Source organism: Gallibacterium sp. ZY190522 (assembly GCF_054166015.1).
In genome coordinates, this window is record NZ_CM135118.1 from 1,659,025 (window position 1) to 1,678,996 (window position 19,972).

Genomic DNA, 19,972 nt, shown 5'->3' on the forward strand with positions numbered 1-19,972 from the left:
CATATAATGATAACTAATCTTTACCCTTTATACTTTTTCCATAAATGAATCAACCGCTGATATTTTTCACGAACAGACTTCATTAACACATCATCATTAATTTCATTTGCTAACCATTTGGCTGACGCTTCTGCAAAAATAGTTCTTCCAACTGCAAATCCTTTGACGATATCTGCATTAGCGGCTTCTTTAAAAGTTTCATCAAAGACACTTTCCGGCGCATCTAGACCTAAGATCAAGACGCCACGACAATAAGGATCATTGGCTGAAATCACCGCTGTAAGCTGCTGCCAAGTGACTGCTTTTAACCCCGGCAATTTCCACCAATCCGGTTTTATACCTAATTGATACAAATGACGAACAACATCAAGATAATAGCTCTCTTTTTGTTCCATTATTGATGGTAAAATGATCTCTAACAATAATTCGTGACCTGTACGACAACAAGCCTGATACACCTCAAGCAATTTTTTATCCTGAGCTTGTTTCATTCCTTCATTATCATTTGGATGATAAAAAACCAAACATTTCACAATATGCTCTTTAGGCCAGGATATTAATTGACTACCTAAATCACCGTGCTCCAACGCCAATGGTCGTGAGGCAGGTTGTTCTATCGGACGACCAATCCACCATTTCTTTCCGGTGATTGCATTTAATACATCTTGTCCATATGTAGTATCTGCCAAAATCCCTGCCTGACCATTTGCAATTCCCTCTTCCGCTGCTGTTTGCTCTGCGGCTTTCAACAATAATTTTTTCAGCTCAGGGATTCGATGAAGATCCGCCCCACATTTCTTCGCCATTTCCTCAAGTTGTAAACGATGATCGAAAGCAAAAATACAGACATTATCCCATTGTTGCTTTCTAGTGGTAACACGATGTAGATGATTCAATCTACTATCAAGATCCGGTCTAGGAACACACTCAGCTCGAGATAAATAATCATCTAACTCAGTTTTTGTTGGCATTGCCGGAGCACAACCATGACGAGATACCACTAAAGCCCCACACGCATTAGCATAACGGCACGCCTGTTCCCATCCTTCTCCATTAACATAACCACGCAATAGCCCGGACATAAACGCATCGCCAGCACCCAACACGTTCAAAACAGCAACACGAACGCCATAAACATTTAAGCCACCATCCAGATCATTAGGAATATCCCCCTCAAAGACAGAACACCCTGATGCACCTCGTTTACACACTAAAGTCGCCTGACTATATTTACGGATATTCTTCAATGCTGTCAAAGTATCCGTTGATCCTCCTGCAATATGAAATTCTTCTTCTGTTCCAACCAATACATCAAAATGATGTAATACTTCTTGTAAAGATTTCGTTACCGCTTCAGAATCAATATAACGGGTTTCGCCATCACCTAGAGAAGTCAATCCCCAAAGCACTGGCCGATAATCAATATCTAATAAACGTTTTGTTCCATTTCGTCCTGCATATTCTAAAGCGGTTAAAACCGCTTGACGTGTTTTAGGATGAGAAAGATGCGTACCTGTAATGGCTAATGCTTTTGCCGAAGCAATATATTTTTCATCAAAATCATCTGATGTGATCGCCATATCTGCACAGTTATCACGATAAAAAATAAGAGGAAATGTTTCCTTATCTTTAATTCCTAAAATAACTAATGCAGTAAGACGCTCTTTATCAGTAATTAAATGACTGGTGTCCACACCAACACTTTGCAACTCTTCTCGCAAAAAACGCCCCATATGTTCATCGCCAACTCTTGCCAACATCGACGACTTCAGACCTTGAATCGCCGTTCCATAAGCAACATTTCCTGATGATCCCCCTAAATATTTCGCAAAACTACTCGCATCCTCCAAACGAGAACCAATTTGTTGTGCATAAAGATCTACCGCAACACGGCCTAAACAAATCACATCTAATGTTTTAGACATTTTGTGCCTCCTAAAGCCTCTCTTAAATAAAAAATAAATTCCAACAATAAAATTTTAGAATAAAAATTTCATATTATCAATGATTTATTATACTAATATAGTATAGCCAAATAAGTTGTTCTTATATTTATCTATTTAATCAAACAATTATCTATATTGATAGGCGAAAAAAAAACGAAATAAAAATTAGATATACGTCACAAAATGAAATATTCATTCTTTACAAGCCTGGACAAAAATGCAATTCTTTATACAAAGGTGCTATGTGATGTGTAGTGTATCACCACAGTGTACCTCTCTTTTATTAACTGAATCTTTTTCACCTCACACTAGGAGATCATTATGACTAAACTACTATCAATAGCTATTTTATTAGGATTCTCTATAAATTCTGCCTTTGCTGCACCAATTACCTTAAAGTTAGCTCATGATTTAGATAGAAATCATTCTGTCAGTAAAGCTTTTGAATATTTTGCTAAGGATGTAGCTACATTATCAAATAATGAAATAAAAATTCGTATATACGGCAATGGACAAATGGGCAGTGCACGAGAAACAATGGAACTATTGCTTGAGGGTGGCTTAGATATGACAAAAGGTTCCAGTAATTTAGAATCTTTTGCTGATATTTATAAAGTTTTTAGCCTACCTTATCTATTCAAAGATAAAAAACATCATGACGCAGTGGTTTATGGTCCTATTGGTAGGGATATTATGAATTCGACAAAAGATAAAAGTTTTTTTGCACTGTCTGCCTATGATACAGGTACAAGAAGTTTTTACTCAAATAAAGAAATTATAAATCCTAAAGATTTAAAAGGAATCAAAGTTCGTGTTCAACCATCACAAACAAGCATTAAAATGGTGGAATTAATGGGTGGTTCTCCTACACCTGTTTCATTCAGCGAAATCTATACTGCATTACAGCAGGGGATCATAGATGGAGCAGAAAATAATATTCCAACATGGGTCAATGCTCGTCATATTGAGTTGGTTAAAGTATATTCTGAAGATCAACATACCTCTGTACCTGATTTTTTAGTCATTTCTACAAAAAGGTGGAATAGCTTAACACCACAACAACAAGAAATTATTACTAAAGCAGCAAGGGATTCTGAATTATGGCACGGTAAATTATGGGCACAAGAAATGGAACAAGCTAGAAAGGATGCCGTAAAACTTGGGGGGAAAATTGTTAAAAGCAATAAAGAAGAGTTCAAAAAATTAGTAAAACCTATATACGATGAATATAGGAAAAACCCTGAGAATGCCAAATTATTAGATGAAATAGAAAACGCTAGTAAATGATATAATATGAGGTAAGACCATCATGTTTAAAATTAATCAATACCTAAATAAAATTCTTGAAATAATATTAATCATATTGATGGTCTTTTTAACTCTTTGCATTATTTGGCAAGTAATTAGTAGATACATACTAAATGAACCAAGTACTATTACAGAAGAGTTATCAAGATTTCTGATGATTTATACTTGTTTATTGGGCTCAAGTTATGCTTTAGGCAAAAAAAAACATCTTTCTATAGATTTAATTTTTTCATATATCTCTTTAGAAAATAGAAAAAAATTGCACACATTATTAAATGTGATAATGGTTATTTTTTCTATTGTTATTATATATGGTGGAACCAAATTAACCATCAATACGTTTGAAAGCCTTCAAACTTCTCCTGCACTACAAATAAAAATGGGATATATCTATATGATCATTCCTATTAGCTTTATGATCATTCTTTACTATTCTATTCAAGAAATAATTACTCAATTTTCTAGTATGAAAAATAATAAGGAGTAACTATGGAAAGTTATATTGCTTTAATATTATTTTCAAGTTTTTTTATCTTAGTATTTATAGGGATTCCAATATCCTTTGCTATTGGGATTGCAACTACTTTATCTATGATATATATGCTTCCTATCGAAACTGCTATTTCTATAGTTTCCCAAAGACTTGCCAATGGAATAGATAATTTTGCTCTATTAGCTATTCCATTTTTTATTTTGTCTGGCAACTTAATGAATCACGGAGGAATAGCAATTAGATTAATAGATTTTGCTAAAATATTAATTGGTAATAAACCAAATTCTTTATATCATGTAAATGTCCTAGCAAATATGATGTTTGGATCAATATCTGGCTCTGCCACTGCTTCTGCAGCTGCAGTAGGAGGCACCCTTGTAAAAATACAACAAAAAGAAAAATATGATCCTAATATATCTGCAGCAGTTAATATTTCATCATGTATTTCTGGATTATTAATTCCTCCTTCTAATGTATTAATTGTATATTCTTTGACGGCTGGAGGTATCTCCGTCGGAGCTTTATTTGTTGCTGGTTATATACCTGGTATTCTAATGGGATTATCCATTATGGTTGCTGCTACATTTTTATCTAAAAATAAGTTTAATGATAAAAGAGTAAAAATAACCTTTGTAGAATTTATATTCTATTTATGGAGAGCTTTACCTAGCTTATTATTAGTATTTATTGTAGTAGGTGGAATAGTTATAGGTGCTTTTACTGCAACCGAAGCATCTGCTATAGCTGTTCTATACACTTTTATATTATCCGTATTTATTTATAGAACGATTTCATTCAAACAATTACCACAATTAATACTAGAATCAGTAATAATGACTAGTGTAATTATGTTGTTAGTTGGTTTTTCTGTTGGAATGTCTTGGGCAATGACCAATGCTGACATACCTTTTTGGATTAGTGAATCTCTATTAAATATTTCAGATAATCCTATCATCATTCTATTTATAATAAATATTATATTGTTAATAATTGGTATATTTATGGATATGACTCCTGCTGTTCTCATATTCGCTCCAATATTTTTACCTATAGTACAAGATCTTGGCGTAGATTTAGTTCATTTTGGTATTATTATGGCAGCAAATTTATGTATTGGATTATGTACTCCTCCTGTTGGAACAGCGCTTTTTGTAGGATGTTCTGTAGGCGAAGTAAAAGTATACACTGTTATTAAACCTTTATTACCAATGTATCTAGCATTATTTATTATAGTTATGTTAATTACTTATATTCCTAGTATTTCATTATTTCTTCCAAGGACTCTAGGTCTAATATAAATTCTTATAGCTAGGTTTTTACCTAGCTATAAATTATTAGATAAGGTAGTATAATAATAGATCAAAATGAAGATATCTTATAGTAATTTAAAAAATATTACCATAAGAATTTTTTAATTTTCATAAAAGAGCAATTCTAATCAAAGGTATTATTTTATTCAAAACTTAAGAAAATAAGTTATTATATTAGTTTAGTATCAATTAAATTTCCTAAAATTAAAGATACTTTCATAAAAATTTTAAAATCAAGAAAATAAAATTTTCAAAAATAACGAAATCGACAAAAATCTTTTTCGTTATTTTTAATAAGGATATAAATGTATATTTAGTTTCGCAACAACTAAAAGAATAATTATTCTATTTTGCTAAATTTATCTGTATATTCTTCCGTATTGATCCACTGATGATCTTTTTCCCAAGTAAAACGCCATTTTCTGATAGGACCCGCCATTACATTTAAATAATAGTTATTATACCCTGCTATCGTTGCTACTGGGTGGTATCCTTTCGGTACTTGTACAACATCACCATCATATACTGCCATACATTCATCTAAACTACGATCATCCGTATAAACTCGTTGTAGGCAAAAACCTTGAGTAGGCTCAAAACGGTGATAATAAGTTTCTTCTAAATAGGTTTCCTCTTCACTATTTTTTTGATCGTGTTTATGACTCGGGTATGAGCTAGTGTTACCTTCATCTGTAAAAACCTCAACAACCAATAATGCATCTGCTGGCTCAGTTTCTGGCAAGATATTGTGAACTAAACGTTTATTATTGCCATAACCTCGTTTTTCTACGCCCACTTGCTCGGGAGTAATTATTCTCACTGGTAAATTACCTTGGCTTGGGGCTCGACAAATTGCAATTTCTGTTTCGCTTTCAGCTTTAATTTGAACATTTTTATGATGAGGAACATAAAGTGAATATGGTGGAATACGTTCAAAAGGTGAGTTGCGATTGCCTAAATGAGAAAATTCTTTTCCATCCACATCAAATGTTACATAACCTGAGACCATTACGAAACAAACTTCTGTATTTTCTGTAGAAATAGAATAAACTTTTCCTTCTGAAAGATGCAGTAATTCAAAGCCAACATACTCCCATCCAGCACTTTTGGGTGTAATTTTCTGACGTAACCCATCTACAATGTTCTTTGATTTTGATAATAATCTACTCATTAAAACTCTCCTTATATTCTATTTTATCAAGATACTAATCATTGAAAGTATAGGATATAAATTAAAATAAATGAATGCTGATCTTTCTAAGATCCAACATAGATCACAAAATAAAATAAAAAATTAATTTTAAATAATATTAAATTGAAATTTTTATTTCAAAATAGTATGTTATTCCTATCATCAACCTAAAGAATGTAAAACAGAGAGGATTACTATGAAACCCATTATTCCAAATTTTATTAATGGTAAACTTGTTGAAAGCAATAGCCAACGTATCGCCTTTGTCTATAATCCGGCAACTGGAGAACAAACAAAACAAGTTAAACTCAGTACCACTACAGAAATGGAACAAGCAATCAATGTAGCACAAAATGCTTTTCCTGCTTGGTCTCAACAATCTCCATTACGTCGAGCGAGAATTTTATTTAAGTTCAAATCATTATTAGAAGAAAACTTCGATGAATTAGCTCGTCTTATCAGTAATGAACACGGAAAAATTTACTCTGACTCCATTGGAGAATTGACTAGAGGGTTAGAAGTAGTCGAGTTTGCAACTGGTATTCCACATCTATTGAAAGGAGAATATTCAGCTAATGTAGGACGCGGTATTGATAGTTTTTCACTAATGCAGCCTTTAGGTGTTGTTGCAGGCATCACCCCATTTAATTTTCCTGCAATGGTGCCAATGTGGATGTTTCCTATTGCATTAGCTTGTGGTAATACCTTTGTATTGAAACCTTCTGAAAAAGATCCTTCATTATCGATTCGTTTAGCAGAATTATTAAAAGAAGCTGGATTACCGGATGGGGTATTTAATGTAGTTCAAGGAGATAAAGAGGTTGTTGATGTATTATTAAAAGATCCTCGTATTCAAGCTGTAAGTTTTGTTGGTTCAACGCCAATTGCACAATATATTTATGAAACCGGTTCTAAATATGGAAAACGTGTGCAAGCATTAGGTGGAGCAAAAAATCACGTATTGATTATGCCTGATGCAGATATTGAAACTACGGCTAACTCACTATTAGGAGCAGCTTTCGGCGCCGCTGGCGAACGTTGTATGGCGCTTTCTGTAGCAGTTACAATTGATGATGATTATGCCGATGCGCTTGTCCAACATTTAATACCAAAAATAAAAGGATTGCGCATTGGTCCTGGAGTTTTACCTGAAGGTAAACCAGAAAATGAAATGGGACCATTAATTTCTAAAGCACACTTAGAAAAAGTATCAAGTTATATCGATCAGGGAGTAAATGAAGGCGCAAAATTAGTGGTTGATGGACGAAATTATAAAGTTAAAGGATATGAAAATGGTTATTTCATTGGTGGTAGTTTATTTGACCATGTCACACCTGAAATGACTATTTATAAAGAAGAAATTTTTGGACCTGTTCTCGCAATTATCCGTGCCAAAAATTATCAGGAAGCTATTCACCTTATTAATATACATCAGTACGGCAACGGTAGTGCAATTTTTACCAGTGATGGTGATGCTGCACGCCAATACAGTCACGATGTAAAAGCAGGTATGGTTGGTATCAATATTCCAATTCCTGTGCCAATGGCATTCCATTGCTTTGGCGGTTGGAAAGATTCTATCTTTGGGGCGCTTAATGTTTATGGTCCTGATGGGGTTCGTTTTTATACTAGAATGAAAACGGTCACAAGTCGTTGGCCGAATCATCAAATGAGAGAACAAGGTACTGCATTCAGTATGCCAACGTTATAATCTAAATAATTTTAAATAAAAATTTTGATCTGTACCCCTAAAGTTCAACTTATTATCCAACCACAGGGGTGCAGATTTTTTATGAGCAAATATAACCAAATTTTCAAACAGCGCCATTTATTTTTATATTCAACATCAGCAAAGTCTTCCTTTAATCTGTTGTACGTTTGCCATTCTCCATACCAAGCGACGCCATATTCGAATTGACAGATGAAAGTAGAATATTTTATGGAAAATCTTTTGAAAACATTGAAGAGCTTGAAAGAAAAACCAACCCGACTTAAGTCGGGCTGAGAAAATATTATATAAATATTTTTTGATTAATAATCGCTAAGCTGAAAACCACAACAGTAGAATTGCCAACAATTGCGGTGTTATGATCCTGAGGAACATTACTAACGGGTACACTGTCGCATAAGAGAGCGATGCTGCGCCACTTTCTTCCTTTAATGCATTGGCAAACGCTAATGCCGGAGGATCAGTCATTGATCCTGCAAGTAGCCCACAGATAGTGAGGTAATTCAACTTACCATAAATTCTCGCCACAATTCCAGTAATAAATAATGGAATAAAGGTGATAACAGCACCATAAAGCACCCATTCACCGCCATCACCATCAATTAATGATTCAAGGAAATTACCGCCTGATTTCAACCCAACAACGGAGAGAAACAACACAATGCCAATTTCACGCAATGCTAAGTTAGCACTTGGTGGCATAAACCAATAGAGTTTTCCAATACTACCAATTCTAGCTAAAATTAATGCAACCACTAACGGGCCACCTGCAAGCCCAAGTTTCAATGCCACGGGGAAACCTGGAATTTGTACCGGAATAGAACCCAATAACACCCCAAGACCGATACCGATAAAGACCGGCAACATCTGAACTTGTTGCAATTTTTGCTGCGCATTTCCGATAATGGCGGTAACTGCTTCAATGGCATCCAAACGACCAACAAGATTCAATACGTCCCCAAACTGTAAGCTAGTATTCTGGCTAGGAACCAATTCAACCCCGGCACGGTTCAAACGAGAAATAACTACTTCATATTTTTGGTGGATATTTAAATCACGAATTTTTTTACCAAGAACCTGTTCATTGGTCACAACAACACGAACAGTACGCAAATCCGTACCTCGTGTCGTTAATAGTTCATTTGCTGCCAACTCACCAACAACTAATTGAACACGATGAAGTACTGCAGGTTCTCCAACTAAATGCAAATAATCGTTTAAATTTACGATAGTGTCATCCTTCGGTACCAATAACAAATCACCACGTTTTAAACGTGAACAAATTACATCTTTCAGTTCTAAACCTGGGATTTCAGACATCCGCAATCCGGCCAAATTAGGGTTAGTAACACGTACATTAATTGCACTAAGTGTTTCTTTATCGTGATTCATTTCGCGTTCAAAGGCTGCCGCTTCTTGATCTACTTTAATTTTAAAGAATAAGCGAATTAACCACATTGTTAATAAAATACCGCAAATACCGAACGGATAAGCCATTGCATAAGCTGTACCCATTGTTTCTGTAATATTGGTAAAACCAAGTTCTGCTAGGATTTGCTGTCCTGCACCTAAAGACGGAGTATTAGTAATTGCACCGGAGAAGATCCCTAAAATAACCGGAAGTTCCAATCCAAACAATTTATACATTACGATAACAATTAATGCGCCTAAAAAAACGATCATCATTGCAAATAAATTCAGTTTTAGACCGGATGATCTTAAAGAAGAGAAGAAGCCCGGGCCAACTTGAATTCCGATAGTATAAACAAACAGAATCAAACCGAATTCTTGCACAAAGTGCATGGTGTGAGCATCTAATGTAATACCATACTGCGTTGTGAAATGTGAAACCAATATTCCACCAAACAGCACACCGCCGATCCCTAAACCGACGCCCCTAATTTTCCAGTGTCCTATCCATAATCCAAGTACAGCAACTAATGATAGGAGACTGATAGTGATAGCAATATCACTCATACAACTACTCCTTAATAGTTAAAAAATAAAACTGCGCAAGATTATATTGCTTTCTAAGATGAAAAAAACTGAGGAAAGGCAAATTTTATTGAATTTTTTACAAAAATTTTTGCCTAAACGACTTTATCTAGGCAAAATAGCCCACAGTTTTTTTAAAAAATAAAATATCTCGGATTTTTCAATGGATTTAGTCTCTGAAGCAATTAATTCTTTTTGGTGGATTGCCAAAAGTTTTATTATCAGCTCAATTTGTTTTGCAATCGCACTGTTTTTACTGATCAAATCAACTCGATGGGGACATCAATTTTGGCAACTGGCTAAACATTATTTTGTCGGCAAACAAGGCATTGCCCCGATTGCTACCTTTTGTGTAATTGTCCTGCTGACTCTACTTTCTGTTAGAATCGATGTAATTTTCTCGCAATGGTACAACAATATGTACAAAGCATTGCAGGAACTAGATGAAACAGCATTCTGGCAACAAATGATTTTTTTCGGTGTTATCGTCAGTATTAACTTACTAAATGCGCTTATTATCTACTACATCAAAAATCGTTTTAATATTCATTGGCGAGAATGGCTCAACCAACATTTTTTAGATCGTTGGCTATCAGATCAAACCTTTTATAAAACACAATTCAGCTATAACCAATTAGATAATCCTGATCAACGTATTCAACAGGACATTACCTCTTATATTGAAAACTCTCTCAATTTTGCTACCGGCGTGATCAGTGCCTGTGTTTCGATTGTCGCCTTCACCATTATCCTTTGGAATCTATCCGGTCCAATGACTATCGCCGGAGTAGAAATCCCACATATGATGGTTTATCTTGTCTTTATTTATGTTTTAATTACCAGCGTTTTTGCTTTCAAACTTGGTCGACCATTAATCAAGCTAAACTTTGCTAATGAAAAATTAAACGCTGACTATCGTTATTCACTGATCCGCTTAAAAGAATATGCGGAAAGTATCGCTTTTTATGCAGGTGAAAAAATAGAGCGAATTCTGTTAAATCAACAATTTAAATGCATTATTGATAATGTCTGGAAACTTGTTTTCCGTACACTGAAACTTTCGGGATTTAATATCGTCGTTAGCCAAATTTCTGTGGTATTTCCGTTTATTATTCAAGCACAACGTTTTTTCTCTAAACAAATTACATTGGGAGATATGGTACAGACTGCACAAGCATTCGGGCAAGTTCACAATTCGCTTTCATTTTTTCGTAACAGTTATGACACTTTCACCGAATATCGCGCCACATTAGACCGTTTAAGCGGATTTACTGCCGCAATGCAAAGTTGCCAATCACATTCCACTGCCAATATTCTGCCGTCGCAAAGCAATGTTGTTTTTGAAAACCTCTCAATTTATAACGCAGACGGGAAAGCATTGCTCAAACAACTCAATCTAACTTTAACTGGCGGACAACGTTTATTAATCCAAGGCCCATCCGGTATTGGTAAAACCACCTTATTACGCACAATTGCCGGCTTATGGCTTTACTCAGATGGGAAAATTTATTGTCCGCAACAAACGCTGTTTCTATCGCAAAAAAGCTACCTGCCACAAGGCAGTTTACGCGCAACATTGTATTATCCGAACCCTATTCCACAACAGGATGAACAAAATGCAGTTGATGTGTTGAAATCCGTTCAATTAGCACATTTGGTTGATAAATTAGACGAAGAACGTGACTGGACACGCATTCTCTCACTGGGTGAACAACAGCGACTTGCAATTGCTCGCTTACTTTTAGCTAAACCTAAAGTGGCTTTCTTAGACGAAGCCACATCCAGTATGGATGAAGGGTTGGAATTTGCGATGTATCAATTAATTCTCGACCAGCTTCCTGACACCATTTTAATTAGTGTCGGACATCGTTCAACCTTAAAACAGCATCACAATATTTCACTAATGTTGACAGGGAATGGGGAGTGGAATACTTTTCAATAAACTTATCAAGAAAATATCTTAGATAAGATTAACAAATTTCTTTCTATCAAATTGAAACTGGGGTGGCAATGGTTGATCACATATTATTATATTAAATTCATCTAATTCTCCTATATATGCTGGGTAAACAAAATTAAATTTTGAATGATCAAAAACCAATATTTTTTCTTTTGCTCTCATCATTGCCTGTTGCTTAACTTGTGCTTCATTAAAATGAAAACAAGTAAGCCCATTATTTACATCTACTCCTGAAGTAGCTATAAAAGCTTTTGTAGTGCAAATAGAATCCAAAATATCTTTGGCTTGTATAGAAGTTACTAATTCATTATCTCTACAGTAATTTCCTCCACATAAAATAATTTCACAATTCCTTTTTTCTCGTAATACCATAAATACATTTATTGAACAACATACTGCAGTAAAATTTATATTATCAGGTATATGAGATGCAATAAAAGGGATTGTAGTACCACAATCAAAAAAAACAATATCTCCATTTTCAACAAGTTTTGAAGCAACTTTTCCTAGTAGCATTTTTTCCACAATATTCTTATCTTGTTGATCAGATAAAAAATAATTACTCTTATGATTAATTTTTTTTACCAAATACCCTCCTAATAAAACTATAGAGCCGTCGCTATTGCTAATATCTCTTCTAATTGTCATTTCGGAAACATTTAAAATTTCTGATGCATCTCTTAAATGAAGTTTTTCCACTTGATTTAATAGAACTTTTAATTGTTGAATTCTACTTTTGTTTTTTTTATCATACATAAAAACACCCATATCTTTATAATATAAATAATTCTATAATATAAACTGCTATAATTAATATTACATTAAAATTATTTCTTATCCAAAGATTTTAATAAATCAATATACAAGTTATATTTTTTATAATAATCATCAAATTTATCAACCCTAGGATAAACAATTTTCTTAGGCAAATTATTATAAACTTTATCTATATCAATTCCCATGGTTTTCATTGATAATAAAGAGACCCCAAAACACCCTGCCTCTTCAATCTCAATAATCTCTAATTTTATTCCTGTAATATCAGCTAACATTTGTAGCCAAACTGGAGAATGAGTAATTCCACCCATTATTCTTAATGTTGATACTTGAGGAAAAACGTCTAACATTCTATCTAAATGGTATTTAAAACTAAAAATAACTCCTTCATAGATAGCCTGAAATAGATGTGCTGTTGTATGATACATTTGTAAATTATAAATTCCACCAGAAATATTATTTCCAAAATTAGATCCATATAAAAATGGAATAAATAAGATGGATGAAGAACATTCTGGTATAGATTCAACTAATTTATTAATCCTTGAATAGTCTAATTCATCAAAATTATTAATAAACCATTCTAAATTTCCTATTGATGTAGGACTATCATCGTGAATAACAATCTTATCACTAATATACTTACCTTGAATAAGGTTAAAATTAGTTTCTTTAATATTATTTGTTACCCCACTAATAATATTCCAAGTACCTAAAATACCATTTAATACGTATTCATTTTCTAGATGAGCACTATAAGTCGCAGCAACAACATCAAATAATCCTGCTATTACTGGAGTTCCAATTGCTAACCCGGTTACTACCGCTGCCTCTTTTGTCACATATCCAGCTATCTGTTCAGAATCAATGACAGGAGCTAATTTCCCAAACATTTCATAAATATCAAATAATTTAAATAATTCTTCATCATATTGTTTTAGATTAATATTATATAAATTAGATTCTGATATATTAGTAACTTCACAATATAGATTGCCAGTCAAACAGAATCTTAAATAATCATGTGTCATTAAAACATATTCTATCTTACTATATCTATCAATATCGTTATCTTTTATCCATTTTAAAATAGAGACCGGATGTCCACTCCATATGTTTTGTTTGGTTATAGGATATATTATTTTATCAACATCATGCTCTTTCCACATAGATACAATTTTTTCCGCTCGTCTATCTGATGAAAGTATGGCATTCCCCAAACTATTATAATTTTTATCTAATAGATGTACTCCTTTCCCTTGTGCTGATATACCTATTCTCACAATCATTCTGTTATCAACACCTGAATATTCAATTACTTTTTTAATAATATTAGCACATGAACTCCAAAGAGCATTCATATTTCTTTCTGCATAACCTGGTTCATTACTAATAATCCCTATATTATCTTTAGCACATTTTATAATATTACCTAATTCATCTATAATTTGAGCCTTAACAAAAGTTCCACCACAATCAATTCCTAGATAATACTTCATATATTTTCTCCATATAAAAGTAAAAATAAACTATTCTCTAAAAAATAATCTTTTTATTTTTGTTGTAGATACTTCTCCTCTCCTGATTTGATCTAGGAATACTGCTAATATTATTACTAATCCTATAATAAGTCTTTGCAAATAAGACGTAACATTTAATAACGTCAATCCATTTTGCAAAACTCCCATAATTAAGGCACCAATAGAAGTTCCTATAACTGAACCAACACCGCCAATTAAACTCGTTCCTCCAATTACAGTTGCTGCAATAGCATCCAGCTCATATCCCATTCCAGCTATAGGTTGTGCAGCATTTAATCTACCAACTAAAATAACAGCACCTATAGCGGCTAAAGATCCATTAATAACATAAGTTTTAATTTCTAATTTTGCAACATTAATACCAGACAATCTAACTGCCTCTCTATTTCCACCCAAAGCATATATCTGTCTTCCAAAAATAGTTTGAGTTAAAACGTAATAACTTACTAATACAACAATTAAGGCAATGATAACTGGTATTGGTATATTGACTCCTCCTAAAGAAATCGAACCATTACCTAAAAAACGTAATTCATTCGGAAAATTATAGATTGTCTTTCCATTAGATATTGTTAATGCCAATCCTCTTGCTATTCCCATCATCCCTAATGTTGTTATAAAAGAAGTAACCTTCCCATAGACAATAACTAATCCATTAACATAACCACATAAGGCTCCTACTAAAATTGTTCCTAATATAGAAAACAATATAACTAACATTATTTCTATTGAAGATGGATCATCTCCTATCCATGCTAATCCTGAATGAACAAAAACCCCCAGACATACCGCAGATAATGCAACTATAGAACCTACCGATAAATCTATTCCACCTGTTAATATGACATAAGTCATTCCGACTGATATAATACAAATTACCGATACTTGTAATAATATATTTAAAATATTATTTGTAGATAAAAATACGTCTGAACTAATTGACATACCTAATATCATAAGGAAAAGAACAATACCAATACCTAGCTTAGATATTACTTTTCTTATATTTAACATATATACCCCCAATAAATTAAACACCGATCATTAAATGCATTAAATTTTCTTCATTAATTTCATCTTTTTCTGCTATTTCTTTAATCTTTTCACCATTTCTCATTACAATTACTCTATCCGACATTGTAATTAATTCCGGCAAATCAGATGAAACCATAATAATACTGCCACCATTAATAACAAATTCCCTCATTAAATCATATATTTCTGTTTTTGCACCAACATCAATCCCTCGAGTAGGTTCATCAAATAGTAAAATATTGACTCCACTTTCTAACCATCTTGCAATAATGACTTTTTGTTGATTTCCTCCTGAAAGTGTTTTTACTTCTTGATCCTGATCTTTAGATACAATACGTAATTTTTTTCTATCTTTTTCTACTAGCTCTTTTTCTAATTTCTTATCTAAATAAAATTTATTCCAAAAATTTTTTAAAATAGGAAGAGTAATGTTGTCTCTAATACTTAATCCTAATATTAATCCTTGTATTTTCCTATCCTCTGTAATAAATCCTATTTTTTGTTTTACAGCATCTTCAGGTGTATATATATTTATTTTTTTGTTATCAATAAATATATTTCCCACATACTCATCTGCCCCATATATTGCTCTTAGGATTTCTGTTCTTCCAGCTCCCACTAACCCAGCGAATCCTAATATTTCGCCTTTATATAAAGTAAAATTAATATTTTTAATTTTTTTATTATTTAAATTCTCTACTCTTAACTTTTCATCTGTTCCTTTAAATTCTCTATAATAATGTGAAAAATCAATATTTCTTCCTACCATTAATTTCACAATTTCTTTTGATGATGTATCTTTATAATTTAATGTTCCCGTAATCTCACCATCTCTCAATACTGTAATTTTATCCGCTATATGTTTAAACTCTTCTAAACGATGTGATATATATATCATTGCAACATTTTTTTCTTTTAGTTGATGAATAATCCTAAACAAGGTTTCCGTATTTTTTCTTGAAATAGATGCTGTTGGCTCATCAAAAATAATAACTTTATATCCACCAAACACAGCCTTAGCAATTTCTACCATCTGTTGCTGCGCAACAGATAGATTAATTACTAAATCATCAGGACTTATATCAAGTTCCAAATCATCAATAATCTTTTGTGTTTTTTCCCTCATACTTTTCCAATTCATCCTATTACAAAATGACTTTTCTTCTGATCCTAAAAAAATATTCTCTAACACTGTTAGGTGAGGAACTAACATTAATTCTTGATGGATAAACCCTATACCTAGCAATTGAGCATCTTTCACTGTTTTAGGTAAATAATATGTATTTTGGAATAAAATTTTTCCATTATCTCTGGGGTATATTCCTGCAATAATTTTACATAATGTTGATTTTCCAGCACCATTTTCTCCTACTAAGCAATGAACTTCACCGGAGTAAATCTTTAGATTTACATTCTTAAGAATACTCACCCCAAAAAAACTCTTATTAATATTTTGTAATTCCAATATAAGTTGCTTATCTTTGGACATGACTTTTACTCCATTTAATGATTTATCATTGTTGTAAGCATATGATATTCACTTAAAAATAAATGTGATTAAAATCACATAAATAACAATTATTGTGTAAAAATTTTAACAAATTATCAAAACAAGTAAGTTTTAGATCGTTTTTGTGACTAAAATCACATTAAAAATTTATTGAAGTGTTAAAATAAAAACAATGATTACATCAGTGATCAGAATAGTAGCTTAATTAAAGGAGAATCCTATGAAAAAAAATTTCCTTTCTAACTCCATAAAAGCTGGATTACTTGCCTTTGTCATATCCGGATCTTTATATGCTGCAGAAAAACCACAAATTGCACTACTTATGAAAACATTAAGTAATGAATACTTTATTTCTATGCAACAAGGTGCTGAAGAAGCAGCTAAAAAAATGGACGTTGACTTAATTATTCAAGTTGCAGAAAAAGAAGATTCAACAGAACAACTCGTTGGCCTTGTTGAAAATATGATTGCTAAAAAAGTAGATGCCATCATTGTAACTCCAAATGACTCTATAGCATTTATTCCAGCTTTCCAAAAAGCAGAAAAAGCAGGTATTCCGATTATTGATTTAGATGTTCGCTTAGATGCCGAAGCTGCTAAAAAAGCAAACTTAAAATTTAATTATGTTGGCGTAGATAACTTTTTAGGAGGATATTTAGCAGCTAAAAATTTAGTCGATGCTTTAGGAGGTAAGGGGGATATCGCTATATTAGAAGGCATACCTGGAGTTGATAATGGTGAACAACGGAAAGCTGGAGCATTAAAAGCATTTAATGAAGCACCCGGAATAAAAATTGTGGCATCACAATCAGCAAATTGGGAAACCGAACAAGCATTAAACGTTGTTAGCAATATTCTGACCGCCAATCCAAATATAAATGGCATTTTTGCAGCGAATGATAATATGGCTATTGGTGCAGTAACAGCTGTTGAAAATGCAGGATTGGCAGGAAAAGTGCTTATCACTGGTTATGATGGAATTCCTTTGGCTATTGAATATGTAAAACAAGGAAAACTCCAAAATACTATTGACCAGTTGCCAAAAAAACAGGTAACTATAGCTATTGAAAATGCATTAAAGCAAATTCATAAACAGCCTATTCCTGATATATTCTATGTAGATCCGATTGTCGTAGATAAAGAGCAATCTAAAAACTATTAATCAATAATGTTCAGAGCCTATAATGATAATAGGCTCTTTTCTTTTACAACCTGAAAACCTCGGTTAAAATACACCAAACCTTTGCCCTCATTCACATCGATTGTCTCTAGTGTCACGAAAAATAACGAGTGCGTGCCAACTTCGTGAATCATAGTGATTGTACCGTGCAGATTAGCCAATGAACCAATTAATGCCGGAGCGTGATAAAGTTCGTGTTTTTCTTTCCAGATGTCCATATTAAAACGATCTTCCATTGAACTTTCACGCATACCTGCAAAATGACAAGCAAGCTCTTGCTGCTCTGCAGATAGAATATTAATACAAACCTGTTTATTCTGTTTAAATACAGCATTCATTTGACTATTACGATTCACACAAACTAAAACTGTTGGTGGTGTATCTGTGATAGAACAAACCGCCGTCGCCGTAATTCCACAAGTTCCTGCCTCACCTTGTGTTGTAATAATATTCACTGCCGCTGCTAATTTAGACATCGCATTACGAAAGTTTTGTTGTTCGAGTGTTAATATTTCTGCTTTTTTTGCCATATTTTTATATCATTTTAAGAGCAAAACGCCGGTGAATTACCGGCGTTTAATAACTAACTAATCATTCAATCCTAATTTTTTCTCAAGGTAATGAATATTAGTGCCGCCTTTTTGGAAATTTTTATCTTCCAAAATTGATTCGTGAAGTGGGATATTGGTTTTAATACCATCAATAATCGTTTCAGCTAAAGCATTCTGCATTCTACGAATAGCTACTTGACGATCTTCACCATACGCAATCAATTTACCAATCATTGAATCGTAATTTGGTGGTACAGTATAACCACCATAAATGTGAGAATCCCAACGAATACCGAACCCACCCGGTGAGTGAAGATGTTCGATTTTACCCGGAGATGGTAAGAATGTAGTTGGATCTTCTGCATTAATACGACATTCAATTGCGTGCCCGCGTACTTGAATATCTTCCTGTTTGAAAGATAGCGGCAAACCTGATGCAATGCGTAACTGCTCTTTGACTAAATCAACGCCGGTGATCATTTCAGTAACCGGATGTTCCACTTGGATTCGAGTGTTCATTTCAATGAAATAGAATTCACCGTTTTCATATAAAAACTCAAACGTGCCTGCACCACGATAACCGATCTCTTTACACGCATTAGCACAACGCTCGCCGATATGACGGCGCATCTCTTCAGTAATGCCCGGTGCCGGGGCTTCTTCCACCACTTTTTGGTGACGACGTTGCATTGAACAGTCACGTTCAGCTAGATAAATTGCATTACCGTGTGTATCTGCCAACACTTGAATTTCGATATGGCGTGGATTTTCCAAATATTTTTCCATATAAACCATATCATTATTAAACGCAGCTTTCGCTTCCGCTTTTGTCATTGCAATCGCTTCTTCCAAAGCACTTTCTTGGCGAACAACGCGCATTCCTCGACCGCCGCCACCGCCAGACGCTTTTATAATAATTGGGTAGCCAATACGCTTAGCGATCTCTTTATTCTTATTGATATCTCTACCCAATGGTCCATCAGAACCCGGTACACAAGGTACACCAGCCTTTTTCATTGCATTAATCGCCGAAACTTTATCTCCCATTAAACGGATAACATCTGCTGTAGGCCCAATAAATACAAAACCCGAACGTTCTACTTGTTCTGCAAAATCAGCATTTTCTGATAAAAATCCGTATCCTGGATGAATTGCATCTGCACCTGTCACTTCTGCGGCTGCAATAATTGCCGGAATATTTAAATAACTTTTGGCAGATGGTGCCGGCCCAATACAAACAGTTTCATCCGCAAGCAAAACGTGTTTTAACATACGATCCGCTATTGAATGTACCGCCACAGTGGCAATACCTAACTCTTTGCACGCTCGTAAGATACGCAATGCTATTTCACCACGATTAGCGATAACTACTTTTTCTAACATAGTTCTATCCATAAAAATCGACACAATTTGATATGATGGTTATCAAATTATGTCATAGTAAA

The 19,972-nt window shown here is 33.6% G+C and carries 15 protein-coding genes; 6 read left to right on the plus strand and 9 right to left on the minus strand.

Annotated features, from left to right (window positions below; translation table 11 throughout):
* Positions 1–20: 20 nt before the first annotated feature.
* Positions 21–1,925, minus strand: a complete 1,905-nt coding sequence (locus tag ACXPAV_RS08070; protein WP_458003194.1) for a bifunctional 5-dehydro-2-deoxygluconokinase/5-dehydro-2-deoxyphosphogluconate aldolase — start codon at positions 1,923–1,925, stop codon at positions 21–23.
* 342 nt (positions 1,926–2,267) lie between these two features.
* Here ACXPAV_RS08070 and ACXPAV_RS08075 point away from each other — a divergent pair, with 342 nt between their 5' ends.
* From ACXPAV_RS08075 to ACXPAV_RS08085, 3 genes are read left to right on the plus strand one after another with little or no spacing between them, the layout of a single operon-like run.
* Positions 2,268–3,233: a TRAP transporter substrate-binding protein gene (locus ACXPAV_RS08075; protein WP_458003195.1), complete on the plus strand. Its 966-nt coding sequence runs from the start codon at positions 2,268–2,270 to the stop codon at positions 3,231–3,233.
* Between the two features lie 22 nt (positions 3,234–3,255).
* Positions 3,256–3,741, plus strand: coding sequence for a TRAP transporter small permease (locus tag ACXPAV_RS08080; RefSeq protein ID WP_458003196.1), 486 nt, complete (start codon positions 3,256–3,258; stop codon positions 3,739–3,741).
* Between the two features lie 2 nt (positions 3,742–3,743).
* Complete coding sequence (locus ACXPAV_RS08085; RefSeq protein ID WP_458003197.1) at positions 3,744–5,045, plus strand: TRAP transporter large permease; 1,302 nt, start codon at positions 3,744–3,746, stop codon at positions 5,043–5,045.
* Between the two features lie 352 nt (positions 5,046–5,397).
* Here the strand turns inward: ACXPAV_RS08085 and iolB are convergent, their stop codons facing one another.
* Complete coding sequence (iolB, locus tag ACXPAV_RS08090) at positions 5,398–6,228, minus strand: 5-deoxy-glucuronate isomerase (protein ID WP_458003198.1); 831 nt, start codon at positions 6,226–6,228, stop codon at positions 5,398–5,400.
* Positions 6,229–6,445: 217 nt separating this feature from the next.
* On the opposite strand from iolB, the gene ACXPAV_RS08095 reads away from it, so the two are divergent.
* On the plus strand, positions 6,446–7,960 hold the full coding sequence (locus ACXPAV_RS08095; RefSeq protein WP_458003199.1) for a CoA-acylating methylmalonate-semialdehyde dehydrogenase: 1,515 nt from the start codon (positions 6,446–6,448) through the stop codon (positions 7,958–7,960).
* A 330-nt stretch (positions 7,961–8,290) separates the two neighbouring features.
* Here the strand turns inward: ACXPAV_RS08095 and ACXPAV_RS08100 are convergent, their stop codons facing one another.
* On the minus strand, positions 8,291–9,955 hold the full coding sequence (locus ACXPAV_RS08100; protein ID WP_039086192.1) for a putative transporter: 1,665 nt from the start codon (positions 9,953–9,955) through the stop codon (positions 8,291–8,293).
* Positions 9,956–10,136: 181 nt separating this feature from the next.
* On the opposite strand from ACXPAV_RS08100, the gene ACXPAV_RS08105 reads away from it, so the two are divergent.
* Complete coding sequence (locus tag ACXPAV_RS08105) at positions 10,137–11,915, plus strand: ABC transporter ATP-binding protein/permease (protein WP_458003200.1); 1,779 nt, start codon at positions 10,137–10,139, stop codon at positions 11,913–11,915.
* 18 nt (positions 11,916–11,933) lie between these two features.
* Here ACXPAV_RS08105 and deoR read toward each other — a convergent pair whose 3' ends face one another.
* The 4 genes from deoR to ACXPAV_RS08125 form a co-directional block, all read right to left on the minus strand.
* Entirely contained in the window at positions 11,934–12,689 is a 756-nt protein-coding gene (gene deoR / locus ACXPAV_RS08110) for a DNA-binding transcriptional repressor DeoR (protein ID WP_065230707.1), read from the minus strand.
* Between the two features lie 71 nt (positions 12,690–12,760).
* Positions 12,761–14,209 (minus strand): FGGY-family carbohydrate kinase, encoded by a 1,449-nt coding sequence (locus ACXPAV_RS08115; protein ID WP_458003201.1) that lies wholly within the window; start codon positions 14,207–14,209, stop codon positions 12,761–12,763.
* Between the two features lie 30 nt (positions 14,210–14,239).
* Positions 14,240–15,265, minus strand: a complete 1,026-nt coding sequence (locus tag ACXPAV_RS08120) for an ABC transporter permease (RefSeq protein WP_458003202.1) — start codon at positions 15,263–15,265, stop codon at positions 14,240–14,242.
* Positions 15,266–15,281: 16 nt separating this feature from the next.
* The gene (locus ACXPAV_RS08125; protein WP_458003203.1) at positions 15,282–16,775 is read right to left on the minus strand and encodes a sugar ABC transporter ATP-binding protein; all 1,494 of its coding nucleotides are present in this window, start codon (positions 16,773–16,775) and stop codon (positions 15,282–15,284) included.
* A 241-nt stretch (positions 16,776–17,016) separates the two neighbouring features.
* Between ACXPAV_RS08125 and ACXPAV_RS08130 the strand changes: the two genes are divergently transcribed.
* Complete coding sequence (locus ACXPAV_RS08130) at positions 17,017–17,958, plus strand: substrate-binding domain-containing protein (RefSeq protein WP_458003204.1); 942 nt, start codon at positions 17,017–17,019, stop codon at positions 17,956–17,958.
* 17 nt (positions 17,959–17,975) lie between these two features.
* On the opposite strand, the gene hpaC is transcribed toward ACXPAV_RS08130, so the two are convergent.
* Both hpaC and accC read right to left on the minus strand, forming a co-directional pair.
* Positions 17,976–18,506 (minus strand): 4-hydroxyphenylacetate 3-monooxygenase, reductase component, encoded by a 531-nt coding sequence (gene hpaC / locus ACXPAV_RS08135; protein WP_458003205.1) that lies wholly within the window; start codon positions 18,504–18,506, stop codon positions 17,976–17,978.
* A 57-nt stretch (positions 18,507–18,563) separates the two neighbouring features.
* Positions 18,564–19,910 carry an acetyl-CoA carboxylase biotin carboxylase subunit gene (gene accC, locus ACXPAV_RS08140; protein ID WP_458003206.1) on the minus strand — a complete coding sequence of 449 codons (1,347 nt, stop codon included), beginning with the start codon at positions 19,908–19,910 and terminating at the stop codon, positions 18,564–18,566.
* Positions 19,911–19,972 lie beyond the last annotated feature (62 nt).

Coding starts and splice junctions, on each gene's coding strand:
- ACXPAV_RS08070 (WP_458003194.1), bottom strand. CDS start 1,925: ATGTCTAAAACATTAGATGTGATTTGTTTAGGCCGTGTTGCGGTAGAT.
- ACXPAV_RS08075 (WP_458003195.1), top strand. CDS start 2,268: ATGACTAAACTACTATCAATAGCTATTTTATTAGGATTCTCTATAAAT.
- ACXPAV_RS08080 (WP_458003196.1), top strand. CDS start 3,256: ATGTTTAAAATTAATCAATACCTAAATAAAATTCTTGAAATAATATTA.
- ACXPAV_RS08085 (WP_458003197.1), top strand. CDS start 3,744: ATGGAAAGTTATATTGCTTTAATATTATTTTCAAGTTTTTTTATCTTA.
- iolB (WP_458003198.1), bottom strand. CDS start 6,228: ATGAGTAGATTATTATCAAAATCAAAGAACATTGTAGATGGGTTACGT.
- ACXPAV_RS08095 (WP_458003199.1), top strand. CDS start 6,446: ATGAAACCCATTATTCCAAATTTTATTAATGGTAAACTTGTTGAAAGC.
- ACXPAV_RS08100 (WP_039086192.1), bottom strand. CDS start 9,955: ATGAGTGATATTGCTATCACTATCAGTCTCCTATCATTAGTTGCTGTA.
- ACXPAV_RS08105 (WP_458003200.1), top strand. CDS start 10,137: ATGGATTTAGTCTCTGAAGCAATTAATTCTTTTTGGTGGATTGCCAAA.
- deoR (WP_065230707.1), bottom strand. CDS start 12,689: ATGTATGATAAAAAAAACAAAAGTAGAATTCAACAATTAAAAGTTCTA.
- ACXPAV_RS08115 (WP_458003201.1), bottom strand. CDS start 14,209: ATGAAGTATTATCTAGGAATTGATTGTGGTGGAACTTTTGTTAAGGCT.
- ACXPAV_RS08120 (WP_458003202.1), bottom strand. CDS start 15,265: ATGTTAAATATAAGAAAAGTAATATCTAAGCTAGGTATTGGTATTGTT.
- ACXPAV_RS08125 (WP_458003203.1), bottom strand. CDS start 16,775: ATGTCCAAAGATAAGCAACTTATATTGGAATTACAAAATATTAATAAG.
- ACXPAV_RS08130 (WP_458003204.1), top strand. CDS start 17,017: ATGAAAAAAAATTTCCTTTCTAACTCCATAAAAGCTGGATTACTTGCC.
- hpaC (WP_458003205.1), bottom strand. CDS start 18,506: ATGGCAAAAAAAGCAGAAATATTAACACTCGAACAACAAAACTTTCGT.
- accC (WP_458003206.1), bottom strand. CDS start 19,910: ATGTTAGAAAAAGTAGTTATCGCTAATCGTGGTGAAATAGCATTGCGT.